Source organism: Bdellovibrio sp. GT3, from assembly GCF_037996765.1.
GTDB lineage: Bacteria > Bdellovibrionota > Bdellovibrionia > Bdellovibrionales > Bdellovibrionaceae > Bdellovibrio.
In genome coordinates this window covers 270,982-283,937 of the sequence record NZ_JBBNAD010000005.1, presented here as the reverse complement: position 1 = coordinate 283,937, position 12,956 = coordinate 270,982, and the positions used below count along the sequence as shown (strand labels likewise).

The following is a 12,956-nucleotide window of genomic DNA, read 5'->3' as shown; positions in this document are numbered from 1 at the left end:
GAGGGCCTATTTAGACGACGAACTTGATTCGTCAGAGAATGCTATTTTGCAGGAGCGGCTGCAGCAGATGCTGGAGTTTCAAACATGGACATTGCAAAGTAAGATTTGCGATGAGTAGACCAGTTGTTTGGTCTGACAGATGCCACACGCCAGAAGTAGTGTTTACCAGCTTCAAGTTTGGAAACGTCGAATGTCGTCGCTTTTACGTGTTGATCGTCTGCAACCAACCATTTGAAGTTCGCATCAGTTGCAACTTGCACGTGATATTCTTGAGCGTCTTTAGCTTCTTTCCATTTCAATTGAACAGTTTCACCTTTGATAGCGGCGAAGTATTCCGGGCTCGTCAACTCAGGTTTTGCAGGGATGATTTGATCGTCTTTGTTCACTTCTTTTGGTGGGAACAAAAGATTCATCTTCTCTTTAAGCTCTTCTTTTGTGTGGTGAGTAGGACCGCCGCCTTCTGCCAAAGCAGGTGCAGTTAGGGCCAAAGTCACAGCAAACGCGATCAGAGATGCAAAGATCTTCATATAAAATTCCTTTTTAAGTAAGTCAGATGAAAGTAAAATAAATATGTGGCGATGAAAACCCTCTTGCGAAAAATGCTGGAGGGTGTTAGAAAACACTTCGGTTTTGCGGATGATCGCTGTAATAATTCTAACATATTGATATTACAGAGGAAAGTCCGGACTCCATATGGCAGCGCAAGGGGTAACGCCCCTCTAGGGTAACCTAAGGAACAGTGGAACAGAGAGAATGTCCGGGGCATTGAGCCTGACACCGGGAACGGGAGGGTCAGGGGAGCCGCCGGAGTGAAAACAGCCAAACTCTGCGCGGAGCAAGATCAAATAGGGTGACACTAGTAGGGCGGCCAGCCCGTAGTCACCGGGTAAGATCGCTTGAGGGCGACAGTAATGTCGCTCCTAGAGGAATGATCATCTAAGTTCATCGGGACAATCATGGGACCAGGTGAATTGGACAGAATCCGGCTTAAAGCAAAACCGAAATCCCACCTTCCTTTTTGGTGCCAGGTCCTACTTACGGACGCACCGCTCCTCCGAGGCTATTCTCGGAGGTAATTGGTATTCCTCTCGGAATTGCAGAGTCTACACTGCATGCCTAGAGCTAAAGCCATTTTACAAGCTGAATATCCCTATAACATTAGCGCCCGATGTATTAACCGTGATTGGTTCAATGTTCCCATGGAAAAGGTGTGGGAAATTTTCTGTGACGAACTGGACTATGCCACTAAAGAGTATAATCTAGTGATTCACAGTTTCGTTCTGATGAGCAATCACTTCCATCTTATTGCATCCACGCCCGACGCAAATATCAGTCAATGTATGCAACAGTTTATGTTTCGAGTGAGTCGTCGATTGACCAGGGCGGGTAATCGCATCAACGAGACCTTTGCCGGTCGTCATTTCAAAACCATTTTGCAGACACATAAATATTATTTGAACGCTTACAAATATAATTACAGAAATCCGGTTGATGCTGGCATTTGTGAAAAGGCTGAAGACTACGAGTTCAGTTCGTTGCGAATGAAGTTGAAACTGTCTCCTTCAAAATTTCCAGTATGTGAAGACGGCACTTTATATTCTGACAACGAGGGGACGCTGCGATGGTTGAATACACCGTCCGATCCGATAAAATTGGAAGGATATAGGTGGGGCATTAAGCGTCAGTACTTCAAATCGAAAAAGCACCGGAATACGAATATGCCGATGCTATCTGATGATGACTTGCTGTGATAAGAAGTAGGACCTGGCACCTTTTAGGAGCTGGCGCTTGAGTAGTTTTTCAGAGCGAACTTCCAGAACTTATTGGTTCCGTAAATTAGAATGGCGGACAGAATGATAGCCCAGGCAAATAGACCATAGGACGCAGGTTCTAGCAGGGCTTTAGCTGGCAAGCTTGCGATGACTCCTACAGGAAGTGCAGTCAACAACATCCACTTAAGCCAAGGTACATAGATTGAATCGGGTCGCATACCCAAACGATAAATTTGATACCATATGAATTGTAGATTCTCAGAGCGAGCAAAAATCACCGCTGTGGCCGCCATCGAGAAGCGCATCGAATAAAGCGCCACCAATCCACAAGGAATCAAAATAATCAGCCAGAATAATCTGATCCATTCAAAGTCGGGAAGCTGAATCATGCTATAGATAAACCAGGAAGTGGCAATCACAAGATTGCCAATGGCTGGGGTCGAAGCCTTTTGCAGACTGATCATGAACTGGGAGTTTGCAGGTTTCGCCAAAAGCAAATCCAGATCACCCTTGCGAACTTTTTCAGAGAACTGATCCAGATTCTCGGACAGAATAATCATATAAAGAGCATCCACAACAAAAACCACACCCAGGAAAACACGCATTTGTGCGTGATTCCAGGCGCCGATCATCGGTGTGTGCATGAATAGGACTTCAAAGGTCATGATCTGTGCGATATACCAGAAAATATCAGTCACGATACGAGTTAAGAAGTTCACGCGGTATTCAAGGTCCGCGATGAAGCTTGCACGGAACATCGAGATATAAAGAAGCCAGTATTTTTTTATGACTGCCATCTTAAGCCCCCGTTCCGGTGTAAGCATTCAGTCCGCGCTTCCAAATAACGGCGCCGACAAGATTTACCACCACGATCCCAATGGTGACTGAAATGAATGACTGATAGACCGAGCCAATCTCCAGTCGACCTGTCAGATATCCCACGGGCACATAAACGCCTGAACTGAATGGCAAGGCAATCATGATGGATTTCAAGGGCTCGGGCATCAGATCTAAAGGAAATAGCTCACCGGTCATAAGCCACAAAGCCAGATTTTTTGCTCCTGTGAATGAATAGACTTTATTCAAGTGAAACGCGCAGGCGGCCACTACAAAACTGATGGAGTGAACCAGAATCAGATAATAAAATTCCAAAGCAAATGACATCGGCAGACGTTCAAACTTTGTTGGCAGAGAGAAAGCCAGCACCGCAATCACGGGAATGACCATGGAAACCAAAGTTGTGATGAACTTATATCCCATCAACTGAGAGAAATAATATTCATAATAACTCATGGGACGGGTCAGGATCGCATTGATGCTGCCAGAATCGATTTCCTGAATCATGCGGAATTCATACATCCAGCTGGTGCAGATCCGGGCGAAGAACGCCCCCCACAAAGCATAAGACAAATAGTAATCACGTGTGAATCCTGCGATTTCAGCAGTGGCGGCGCCACGGAAGACGGCAATCCACAACAGGATTTCAATCCCTGTGGTCAGCGTCGGCTGCAAAACAGCGTCGACGAAATAATTCAGCCTGTACTCGAGATTGGAAACAATCGCGAGCTTAGCGAACGCGAGATTCCGTTTCCAAAAAACGGCGAATGACTTCTTCAAAATCGACCTCTTGATTTTCAGCTAGTTCTTTATTGGAGTTCGCAACGAACTCGTCCACTGTGCCCTGGTATACGATATTGCCTTTGCTGATTAATAATAATTTGTCGGCAAGCTGGGCGATGTCATCCATGTAGTGGCTGGTCAGAATAATCGTTGGTGCTTTTTCTTTTACGTATTGATCCAGAAACTCGCGAATTGTCTCTTGCGCAACGATATCCAAACCAATTGTCGGCTCATCCAGAAACAAAATCTGTGGTTCGTGCAAAAGTGCGCCGATGATTTCCATTTTCATACGCTCGCCCAAAGACAGGCGACGAAGTTGTGTGTTCAGCACGTGGGTGCACTGAAGCATCTCTGCCAGATGAGCCACGCGTTTGCGTGCGGCAGCTGGTTCCAGGTCATAAATGCGCGCGAGCAAGGCATAGGAATCAGCCGGGGAGATGTCCCACCACAACTGATTTTTTTGACCCAGCAGAATAGATATCTGACGAAGGAATTCGTTTTTTCTTTCCCATGGTCTGAAACCCAAAACCTGAGCGTCGCCACCCGTTGGAGTCACCAAACCTGAAAGCATTTTCAACAAAGTGGTTTTGCCGGCGCCATTGGCTCCAACCAATCCCACAATTTGTCCTGATTCGATTGTCAGTGAAGTTTTATCAAGAGCTGTTTTTTCCTGATACTGTCGATTGAAAAAGCCCTTGATTGAATTCGTAAATCCTTCGGGCTTTTGGTAGCTCTTGTAGATGCGTGTGAGGTCTTTGGTTTCTATTGCGATCGCCATGCGGCGATCATAGACTAGTTTGTTCCCAAAGAGAAGTCGGCAGAGAAACCAGCTTGGCGTTCCTCGTCAGTGAAGAAAGTCTGAAAATCAGGGGAAACGTAACTTTCCTCGCTAATTCGCCCTTCCTGGCAGCCTTTCAAAGAGTCTCTTTTTCCGTTAAACGCACAATTCGAGGTATTCCATGCTTTTTCGGAGTAGCGAATCTTATAACCAACCAAACGGTCTTTTTTGAAGTACGCCACAACTGAATCCATGCGAGTGCGACCAGCTGCATAGTAATCGCCACCAAGAATTGTGTCGCTCCAGATTTGTGCCTGATAGCTTGTCACTGTGCGAAGTGCCTCTGCAGAGTTTTGTTCCAATCTGTTTACGCGGGGAGTTTGGCTGTAAACGATGGCAGCAGAGTAAGGGGCGCGGCAGGCTGTTTGATTGCAAGCTGCAGTGAAGTGCGCAGCTTCATCATAGAATTTATCGCCGTTAGGTCCCATGTGATCGGCAAATGCTGGCGTTGCTGAAAGTACTAAAACAGCCGCTAGAATTGATTTTGAAAACATAGGTCACCTCGCTTTGATCAAACCATAGGACCAAACGAGGAAAACTTTTAATACATAGACATTAAGTTAATATGCAAATTGCGTATGATTGTTTGTTTAGGAGAGTTTTCTCTCGAGAACGACAAATTCCAGGTCTTTGACTTTAGGGATGCCAAAGCGCTCGTCGCCATAGGGAAACGGCTTCTTTTCGCCAGTTTGGCGGAAGCCCTCTTTTTCATAGAACTTAATCAGCTCGGTTCTGACAGAGATCACAGTCATGTACAAATGCGTACAACCCCAGAAATGGGCAAAGGCTTCGGATTCGTTGATTAGCATTTTGCCAATGCCCTTGTTTTGCAGTGTCGGGTCCACAGTCAGCATGCCCAGGTAGCACTTACCGTTTTGATTTTCCAAATGAACGCAGCCCAGAAGTTTGCCTGTGTCATCGTCTTCGGCAATCAGGATCACGGAATTCTCGCGTTCGATGTCAGCCAGCAAGCCTTCCTCGTCCACGCGTTGTCCATCCAAAAGATCAGCCTCCGTTGTCCAGCCAGTTTTAGAGCTGTCTCCGCGATAGGCAGAGTTCACAAGCTCCACAAGTTCCTCAATATGGCTTTCGTCAGCTTGTGTGAATTCAATATGCATGGAGTACCTTCTTAATGGGGCTATTTCTTTTTGGCGTAGACGAAGAATTCTTTACCCTGACGATTGGGAACGGACTGTTGCCAGCGACCCCAGAAGATCGGGATGTAATTGTTTTTAACACGTTGGCGAAGTTCCCACTCGCTACCGCCAAATGGAGGACCCTGACGTTTTTCAAACGAAAAGAACACACCCATCAAATGGCCGCCATCGACCAAAACGCGGTTCCAGACCTTCACCAAATCCTGGCGCAGCTCAGGGTTGATTGCGCAATAACAAGTATGTTCAAACACGACATCGAAAGCGGCATCGTAGTTACGAGGCAGATTGAACAAGTCTGCTTCCACGAATGTCAGGTTTTCCATGTGACCGTATAGTTTCTTTGCTCGTTCCAAAGCCAGCGGAGAAATATCAACCGCGGTCACCAAGTGTCCTGCTTGCGCAAAAAACGCAGCATCGTGACCCTCGCCGCAGCCTAATACCAGAATGCGGGAGCGGGAAATTTTCAGGCGTTGAAACATGTCCTTCAAAGCTTCAGCAGGTTCACCAAGATTCCAGCCGGGATTTTCCTCACGCTTGTAGATCTGGCTCCAGAAAGATTCTTTTTCAACGTCGGTTTCGGAACCCCAGTATGTCGGGATTTCGTATGTTTTGCCGTCGACGGTGATGGATTCATCGTCGAATTCTTCCAGTAAATTGAAAAATGCGGCCTGAGCTTTGCGCGAGAAAACAAACGGGATGTGATCTTTTGTATATCCATGAAAACGATCCCACTCGTCCAAGGACAGAGTTTTCAATTCGAATGAAAATTCCGTGTCATAGGCGCAGCGAATGGACCAGTGTGAATCATTTTTATCGATTTGCAGTGCGATCAGGGGTTCGTCAAAGGCTTCGACGATCACTGGAGTGTCGCTGAAAGTGCTTAGCAGTGTTCCGCCTTGATGAAGCTTTAGATTTTCAAGGATTTCGCGTCCAGCAACGGGGTCTTGGATTCGCAATTCGCGACTGACACAAAACCCCTCTTCATCAATTTGAACAAAGTGCGTGGGAATAGCCATTAGTGTTTTTCAGGACTTGCAGTCGGAGCCGGAGAAGCAGTTGGAGAAGCTTCAGGAGTTCCTTCAGCTGGTGCATCCGGACCTGGAGTGACAGTGGAACCTTCAGAGAAAATAACGATATCATTCGTCGTTTTAACAGATTGCAAAGTCCATTTGTCAGTTTTGTCTTCAGTTGGTTCACGGTGAAGAATGGCTTCGCCTTCGATCACTTGTTCAAGTGATTCGCCGGATTCGCTGATTTCAATAAATTTGTAAGAGAAAACCGCGCGAACTTTGTTGTCGTTCATAGACTCAGTCCAAAGTTTATCAATGCGCAATTCTTTTGCGTTTGGTTTTTTAGCCGCAAGAGTGTTGGTAATGAGCTCAGCCAGTTTTGTTTGGATGCCAGCGTGCGTCTCGAAACCAATAGCTTCATTTGTGTGAATCACGTTCCAAGTCCAAACCAAAGCTGCAACGAAAACGATGACGCTTACAATTTTCTTCATTCCGATTCCTTTTGATAAATTCGAGTCTTTATCGGAGCATGATATCTTAGATTTTTCAATACTCTTAGGGAAAAGGATATCTCATGAACCAACAATGGCTGACAATCTTAATGTCTAAGGGAATTGAGCTTGAACAAAGTCTGCGTCAGCAGCTTCAGCAGGCCAAAGATGGCCTGAAAACTCAGTTGGAAGACCGCGGAATTCGCTTGAGTGCCGCTGACCTGGCAGCACTGTTGGAGGAGGTCTCTCCTAAGGTGTCTCATGCTGCGCTGGGTTATGCGCTTGATATCGTTAGACCTTTTTCAGCCGGAATGGGTTTAAGAATTTCCCGTCTGAAAGACACGCAGATTGAAATCGTGATTCCAGCTCGCACCCGAAATATGAATGAGCTTAAACAAATGCACGAGGGAGCACTTTTAAGTGCTGCCATCGAGGCGGTAAAGATTCTGTGGATGCGTCATGCCCCTTTGGGAAATTTCGAGATTGCTGTTACGCGAATTGAATCTGAGTTTTTTAAAGTGCAAACAGGTGAGTGCAGATTGCGTATGGAGCTTGCGGAAAACATCCGTGAGGTGGTTTTGGCGGACCTTAGGGATCGCCGCGAATCCGCAACCACAGCTGACGTTCAAGTTTTTGACGAGAATGATCAGGCGGTGGGTTCTGTGCAACTGCAATTAAAACTAAAGCACACGCCGGCGTTGTCCGGGCATGTGGAGTAAAAGGTCCTATGGAAGTTCTTGATAGTCACATTGATGTAAACTCCTCTGATTTTAAAGCGAACCGTGATGCGATGATGAATGTCGTCGGTCAATGGAGAGAAAGAGTTGAGCTGGTCAAACAGGGCGGCGGCGCTGACGCGACCAAAAAGCATAAAGCCCGTGGTAAAATGACGGCACGTGAGCGTATCGAAGCCCTGGTAGATGGTGGCACTGCGTTTTTGGAGTTTTCAACTCTGGCTGCTTGGGACATGTATGAAGGTCAGGCTCCTGGTGCTGGTGTAATCACCGGCATTGGTGTGATTCATGGAACCGAATGTGTGATCGTTGCGAATGATGCCACTGTAAAGGGCGGCACGTATTTCCCGATGACCGTGAAAAAGCATTTGCGTGCACAGGAAATCGCTTTTGAAAATGGATTGCCTTGTATTTACCTTGTCGATTCCGGCGGTGCCTTCCTGCCAATGCAGGCGGATGTGTTCCCAGATCGCGATCACTTCGGTCGTATTTTCTATAATCAAGCTCGTATGTCGGCTGCGGGTATCCCGCAAATTGCTGTGGTGATGGGTTCCTGTACTGCAGGCGGAGCATATGTTCCCGCCATGAGTGATGAGACAGTTATCGTAAAAGAAAACGGCACGATCTTCCTGGGTGGTCCTCCATTGGTGAAGGCGGCAACTGGGGAAGTTGTCGATGCGCAGGAGTTGGGTGGTGCCAAGGTTCACTGTGAAAATTCCGGTGTGACTGATCACTTTGCTGAAGATGACGAACATGCGGTCGAGATCACTCGTTCCATCGTGGCTCATTTGAATCATAAAAAAACCGTGACGATGCAGATCCTGCCAGTGGAAGAACCTCTGTTTGATTCTCAGGAAATTTATGGCGTGATTCCAAAAGATTCCCGCGTGCCATTTGATGTGCGTGAAATCATTGCGCGCCTGGTGGATGGTTCCCGTTTCCATGAGTTCAAAGCTTTGTACGGAAAAACTCTGGTCACTGGTTTTGCACATATTTACGGAATGCCAGTCGGAATTATTGCGAACAATGGCGTGCTATTCTCTGAGAGTGCGCAAAAAGCCGCTCACTTTATTGAGCTTTGTGAACAGCGTGAAGTACCTTTGATATTCCTGCAAAACATTACCGGCTTCATGGTTGGTAAGAAGTACGAAAACGAAGGTATCGCGAAACACGGAGCTAAAATGGTTATGGCTGTTTCCAACGCTCACGTACCAAAATTCACGGTGGTGATTGGTGGCTCCTATGGTGCCGGCAACTACGGAATGTGTGGTCGTGCTTACCAGCCTCGTCAGTTGTGGATGTGGCCCAATGCCAAAATCAGCGTGATGGGTGGTGAACAGGCGGCCAACGTTCTTCTGACTGTGAAGTTGGATCAATTGGCGGCGAAAGGTCAGTCGATGAGTGCTGACGATCAGGCGGAGTTCAAACGTCCGACGCTTGAAAAGTATGAGCATGAAAGTTCAGCGTATTATTCTTCCGCTCGTTTGTGGGACGATGGCATCATCGATCCGGCAGATACGCGTCGAGTGTTGGCGCTGGGAATTGCTGCGAGTCTTAACAAGTCTTGGGGAGAAAAATCCCAAGGCGTATTCAGAATGTAGGTCCTGGATGTCTTTCTTAAATGTTGTTGAAATGGATCATGTGGCCTATGTGAAATTGAACAGGCCCGATGTGCGCAATGCCTTCAATCCGGAAATGATTGCGCAGATCACGGAGACGTTTCATCAACTGAACAAACGCCACGATTTGCGCGCGGTTGTTTTGCAGGGTGAAGGCAAATCCTTCTGTGCCGGTGCGGATTTGAACTGGATGAGAGAAATGGTGAATTTTTCTTATCATCAAAACCGTGAAGACTCTTTGTTGTTGTTTGCGATGTTTGAAACTATGGCGAAATGCTCGTTGCCGGTTATCGGTTTAATTCATGGTGCTGCTTTTGGCGGCGCTTTGGGGCTTGTTGCAGTTTGTGACGAGGTTATCGCCGAAGAGGGCACTCAATTTTGCTTCAGTGAAGTGAAACTTGGAATTGCGCCCGCGGTTATCAGCGCGTTTGTGCAAAGAAAAGCTGTGGCGGGTAAAGTTCGTCCATTGATGTTGTCAGGTGCGGTCTTTAATCCCCATATCGCCCAACAAGCGGGGCTGGTCACTGAAGTTGTTCCTGCAGGAGAGGGTCACACGGCTTTGCAAAAAGTTTTGGCCAACTACAGACAGGTGGGACCGGAAGCTGTTCGTGAAACCAAAAGACTATTAAACGATATTGCAAATCTGACTTGGGAGCAGCTGCGGGATCGCACAACACATTTGATCGCTGAACGTCGTGCCAGCGATGAAGGTCAGGAAGGTTTGAAGTCCTTCCTGGAAAAACGCGAACCTTCATGGAGAAGTTAGTCGCTATACTTTGTGTCTTTATCGCCATCTTGTCAGTACAGGGTGGCGCAAGCTTTGCCAAGCAGCTCTTTCCGTTGATCGGTCCGCAGGCGGCAACATTTTGGCGCGCCAGCATTTCTGCTCTCATTCTTTTGATAATCTATAGACCTTGGATGCAGCGTTATTCCCGCAGCACTCTGGGTATTGTCGCGCTGTATGGTGTTTGTCTGGGTTGCATGAATATGACCTTCTATCTTGCGATTCAAAAAATTCCACTGGGCATTGCCGTAGCCTTGGAGTTTACGGGGCCTTTGGCAGTGGCAATTCTTGGTTCCAAAAAATGGATCGATGGTCTGTGGGTGTTGTTTGCACTGTTGGGGATTGCTCTGATCCTGCCGCATTCCGATTTTTCTCAAAGCATAGACATCTCGGGCGTGATTCTGGCGTTGGTCGCTGGAGCATTCTGGGGAATTTACATCGTTATGGCCAAAAAAGTCGGGGCAAGAATTCCCGGCGGGGCTGCCACCGCTATGGGACTGACGGTGGCTTCCTTGACGGTCGTTTTGCCGGCAATTCCACACTTTGCATTGTCCACTTATACAGGAGTGTTGTGGATTAATATTTTGGCCATGGCAGTGTTGTCGGGCGCAATTCCATTTTCACTAGAAATGATCGCATTAAGACGAATTCCCTCCAAAACTTTCGGTGTATTGATGAGTCTGGAGCCAGCCGTGGCCGCAATGATGGGACTAGTTTTTTTAAGTGAGGAACTATCAAGTATTCAGTGGCTTGCGATTCTATTCGTGATGGTCGCATCTTGTGGAAGTTCTCTCACATCTCGTCGAACGGAAGTGCCAGTTCAGCCATGAGTTCGGAGTTTCCTCGTATTTCTGCGAGTTAAGGAAATAAACTTTCCTCCGATATTTTCGGAATGCCATTATCCACCAGGTCCTTTGTAAAATTCAGTCCCGCTGTTGATCGTCGTCGGTTGGCCGCTTTGATGTTCACGGACATTGTGGGGTATAGCGCTATATTTCATCGCAATGAAGCTTTGGCGATGAAGTTACTGGGCGAGAAAACCAACATTCTGCGAGAGATCTTTCCATCCTATGGTGGTCGTGAGATCAAAACTTTGGGGGATGGATTTTTTATTGAGTTTCCCAGCGTCCTTGAAGCTGTAAAGTGCGCCTACGACATTCAATCCCAGCTCTATCAAAGAAATCTGGGCGGAATGGTGGATGAAAGATTCCAGATTAGAATCGGCATCCATCTTTGTGATTTTATTGCGACCGAGGAAGATGCGTTCGGAAACGATGTGAATGTTTCGTCACGCCTGGAAAAACTGGCTCCTCCTGGCGGAATTTGCATTAGTCAGCAAGTTGTGGATCAGATTAGTGACAAGATTGATTTGAAATTCACTCCCATCAAAGAGAGAAAACTTAAAAATATTAAAAAGCCGGTTGTCAGTTACTCGATTGATCTGCCTTGGCTCAATATACGGGATAACAATTCTATTCAGTCCCACTTGCAAAAGTGGCTGCCTCAGAAAATCACCCTGCAAAACAGTTTGATGATCGCAAGTTTGTCATTTCTGGTGATTGCAGGATTTTTTATTTGGGCCGTGTTCCTGGTGCCCAAGGGTGGGCTTACTAATCCAACGGCCTTACTTCATTTTGTGGCAAGTTGGAAAAACCTGATTGTACTGAATCCACTCTTTGCAGTGGCAACTTGTGGACTGTGGCTTTTCACTCCACAGGATCGTCGGTTAATTTACCTGTCCACGGTGTTTTCAATCGGCAGCCTAAGTTTGGTTGAAAGAGTTCCGGTGGAGGTCACCGGGTTTAGTGAGCATGCAATGCAGACAATCAGTCTGTTGTCTGCGGGCCTTGTGGCGTTGCCGTTTGTTGCTTTGGAAGCGTTGGAGAAATCAAAAAGACATGTCGAGATGGCAGCAAACTTTATCCTGGCTGGTGTGGTGTTTACCGCATTGTTCTTCGTGCCAGCAGCTGAAAGTGCCAGTCTAAGTTGGATTACTACTGCGATTTCAGTCGCAGCGACATTATACTTGGCGGTGGTCGTATTAACCAGTCTTCGCCACCGTGCAGGTGTTCCGGTTCATGATTTCCGCAGATTGATATTTGGTATCGTTGCGACTGCGGAAATTTATATGAAAACAAACCCAGCGTGGATCGATGGCCCGACCGCGCAGGTTTTGGATAATTTCTTTCCTGTGGGATTCCCGTTGTTCTTTGCGGTCTACACGATCTTTGGTTATGCCAGCCATGAAAGATCCAATTTGAAAAGTTTGAACTCCATTCAGGTTCTGCAAAAGGTTACGAATATTGTTTCTGGCGCTGATTCCTATGATGAAAAACTGTCGAACATGCAGGACATTATCTGCTCACACCTGAATGCCGAACGTTCCACGATTTATCTGGTGGATTTAAAAGGCAATGATCCTTTGCTTCATGCGCAGGCGATCTATGGGCCGACCAATAAATTGAAAGAAGTCGCGCTGACTGTTGATCCAAGTCACGGTCTGATCGGACGGGTGATGAAAACCCGCAGTCCTTTGCTGGTGGACGATTTCAAAAAAGAGGACCGCATCACAGATGAAGAACGGGCTCATATTAAATCCAACGAATATCGAACTCGCTCATGTTTGCTGTGTCCATTGGTAATGGGAAATGAGATTTTAGGAGTGATGACGTTTTCAGATAAGCGTGGAGTCTCACCTTTTACCGAGGAAGACCTGCGTTTGGTGCAATTGATTGCAAAAGACGTTACGGCTTTATCTCTGCATGCCCGCTATCAAAAGATGGTGGATCATTTCGTGTCAGAAAAATTAAACGAGTTGAATAAATCTGCGTAGTGCGCAGGGGTCCGCTTAATCCTCCAGGATGGCCAGTCAAAAAATAATTAAAAGTGAATTAAGATTTGGTAATAATCACCGAAAAGTAAATCACTATG

Annotated in this window: 14 protein-coding genes and 1 other RNA gene; 7 read left to right on the top strand and 8 right to left on the bottom strand. The window is 46.7% G+C overall.

Annotated elements, in window-relative coordinates; genetic code table 11:
- Positions 1-41: 41 nt before the first annotated feature.
- Positions 42-527, bottom strand: a complete 486-nt coding sequence (locus AAAA73_RS08715; protein ID WP_340597843.1) for a fibronectin type III domain-containing protein — start codon at positions 525-527, stop codon at positions 42-44.
- 97 nt (positions 528-624) lie between these two features.
- On the opposite strand from AAAA73_RS08715, the gene rnpB reads away from it, so the two are divergent.
- Both rnpB and AAAA73_RS08705 read left to right on the top strand, forming a co-directional pair.
- Positions 625-1,006, top strand: an RNA gene (gene rnpB / locus AAAA73_RS08710) — RNase P RNA component class A.
- 106 nt (positions 1,007-1,112) lie between these two features.
- On the top strand, positions 1,113-1,751 hold the full coding sequence (locus tag AAAA73_RS08705; RefSeq protein ID WP_340597841.1) for a transposase: 639 nt from the start codon (positions 1,113-1,115) through the stop codon (positions 1,749-1,751).
- 23 nt (positions 1,752-1,774) lie between these two features.
- Here the strand turns inward: AAAA73_RS08705 and AAAA73_RS08700 are convergent, their stop codons facing one another.
- The 7 genes from AAAA73_RS08700 to AAAA73_RS08670 form a co-directional block, all read right to left on the bottom strand.
- Entirely contained in the window at positions 1,775-2,569 is a 795-nt protein-coding gene (locus AAAA73_RS08700) for an ABC transporter permease (RefSeq protein WP_340597838.1), read from the bottom strand.
- 1 nt (position 2,570) lies between these two features.
- Positions 2,571-3,389 carry an ABC transporter permease gene (locus AAAA73_RS08695; protein ID WP_340597836.1) on the bottom strand — a complete coding sequence of 273 codons (819 nt, stop codon included), beginning with the start codon at positions 3,387-3,389 and terminating at the stop codon, positions 2,571-2,573.
- The gene (locus AAAA73_RS08690; protein WP_340597834.1) at positions 3,340-4,170 is read right to left on the bottom strand and encodes an ABC transporter ATP-binding protein; all 831 of its coding nucleotides are present in this window, start codon (positions 4,168-4,170) and stop codon (positions 3,340-3,342) included. Before AAAA73_RS08690 ends, AAAA73_RS08695 begins: the two co-directional genes overlap by 50 nt.
- Positions 4,171-4,184: 14 nt before the next feature.
- Positions 4,185-4,724 carry a hypothetical protein gene (locus tag AAAA73_RS08685; RefSeq protein ID WP_340597832.1) on the bottom strand — a complete coding sequence of 180 codons (540 nt, stop codon included), beginning with the start codon at positions 4,722-4,724 and terminating at the stop codon, positions 4,185-4,187.
- Between the two features lie 96 nt (positions 4,725-4,820).
- Positions 4,821-5,348 carry a GNAT family N-acetyltransferase gene (locus AAAA73_RS08680; protein WP_340597831.1) on the bottom strand — a complete coding sequence of 176 codons (528 nt, stop codon included), beginning with the start codon at positions 5,346-5,348 and terminating at the stop codon, positions 4,821-4,823.
- A 20-nt stretch (positions 5,349-5,368) separates the two neighbouring features.
- A complete protein-coding gene (locus tag AAAA73_RS08675) occupies positions 5,369-6,403 on the bottom strand; it encodes a class I SAM-dependent methyltransferase (RefSeq protein ID WP_340597829.1) in 1,035 nt (344 codons plus the stop codon).
- Positions 6,403-6,888: a hypothetical protein gene (locus AAAA73_RS08670; RefSeq protein ID WP_340597827.1), complete on the bottom strand. Its 486-nt coding sequence runs from the start codon at positions 6,886-6,888 to the stop codon at positions 6,403-6,405. Before AAAA73_RS08670 ends, AAAA73_RS08675 begins: the two co-directional genes overlap by 1 nt.
- A gap of 83 nt (positions 6,889-6,971) precedes the next feature.
- Here AAAA73_RS08670 and AAAA73_RS08665 point away from each other — a divergent pair, with 83 nt between their 5' ends.
- The 5 genes from AAAA73_RS08665 to AAAA73_RS08645 all read left to right on the top strand — a co-directional run bounded on the left by AAAA73_RS08665 (position 6,972) and on the right by AAAA73_RS08645 (position 12,858).
- A complete protein-coding gene (locus AAAA73_RS08665; RefSeq protein ID WP_340597826.1) occupies positions 6,972-7,607 on the top strand; it encodes a DUF4442 domain-containing protein in 636 nt (211 codons plus the stop codon).
- A gap of 8 nt (positions 7,608-7,615) precedes the next feature.
- On the top strand, positions 7,616-9,223 hold the full coding sequence (locus tag AAAA73_RS08660; RefSeq protein WP_340597825.1) for a carboxyl transferase domain-containing protein: 1,608 nt from the start codon (positions 7,616-7,618) through the stop codon (positions 9,221-9,223).
- Positions 9,224-9,230: 7 nt separating this feature from the next.
- Positions 9,231-10,007, top strand: a complete 777-nt coding sequence (locus AAAA73_RS08655) for an enoyl-CoA hydratase-related protein (protein ID WP_340597824.1) — start codon at positions 9,231-9,233, stop codon at positions 10,005-10,007.
- Entirely contained in the window at positions 9,995-10,855 is an 861-nt protein-coding gene (locus AAAA73_RS08650) for an EamA family transporter (protein ID WP_340597822.1), read from the top strand. Before AAAA73_RS08655 ends, AAAA73_RS08650 begins: the two co-directional genes overlap by 13 nt.
- A gap of 62 nt (positions 10,856-10,917) precedes the next feature.
- On the top strand, positions 10,918-12,858 hold the full coding sequence (locus AAAA73_RS08645; RefSeq protein WP_340597821.1) for a GAF domain-containing protein: 1,941 nt from the start codon (positions 10,918-10,920) through the stop codon (positions 12,856-12,858).
- Positions 12,859-12,956: the final 98 nt, after the last annotated feature.

Excerpts from the sequence above, each read along its gene's own strand:
- AAAA73_RS08715 (WP_340597843.1), bottom strand. The coding sequence starts at position 527 with ATGAAGATCTTTGCATCTCTGATCGCGTTTGCTGTGACTTTGGCCCTA.
- AAAA73_RS08705 (WP_340597841.1), top strand. The coding sequence starts at position 1,113 with ATGCCTAGAGCTAAAGCCATTTTACAAGCTGAATATCCCTATAACATT.
- AAAA73_RS08700 (WP_340597838.1), bottom strand. The coding sequence starts at position 2,569 with ATGGCAGTCATAAAAAAATACTGGCTTCTTTATATCTCGATGTTCCGT.
- AAAA73_RS08690 (WP_340597834.1), bottom strand. The coding sequence starts at position 4,170 with ATGGCGATCGCAATAGAAACCAAAGACCTCACACGCATCTACAAGAGC.
- AAAA73_RS08685 (WP_340597832.1), bottom strand. The coding sequence starts at position 4,724 with ATGTTTTCAAAATCAATTCTAGCGGCTGTTTTAGTACTTTCAGCAACG.
- AAAA73_RS08680 (WP_340597831.1), bottom strand. The coding sequence starts at position 5,348 with ATGCATATTGAATTCACACAAGCTGACGAAAGCCATATTGAGGAACTT.
- AAAA73_RS08675 (WP_340597829.1), bottom strand. The coding sequence starts at position 6,403 with ATGGCTATTCCCACGCACTTTGTTCAAATTGATGAAGAGGGGTTTTGT.
- AAAA73_RS08670 (WP_340597827.1), bottom strand. The coding sequence starts at position 6,888 with ATGAAGAAAATTGTAAGCGTCATCGTTTTCGTTGCAGCTTTGGTTTGG.
- AAAA73_RS08665 (WP_340597826.1), top strand. The coding sequence starts at position 6,972 with ATGAACCAACAATGGCTGACAATCTTAATGTCTAAGGGAATTGAGCTT.
- AAAA73_RS08660 (WP_340597825.1), top strand. The coding sequence starts at position 7,616 with ATGGAAGTTCTTGATAGTCACATTGATGTAAACTCCTCTGATTTTAAA.
- AAAA73_RS08655 (WP_340597824.1), top strand. The coding sequence starts at position 9,231 with ATGTCTTTCTTAAATGTTGTTGAAATGGATCATGTGGCCTATGTGAAA.
- AAAA73_RS08650 (WP_340597822.1), top strand. The coding sequence starts at position 9,995 with ATGGAGAAGTTAGTCGCTATACTTTGTGTCTTTATCGCCATCTTGTCA.
- AAAA73_RS08645 (WP_340597821.1), top strand. The coding sequence starts at position 10,918 with ATGCCATTATCCACCAGGTCCTTTGTAAAATTCAGTCCCGCTGTTGAT.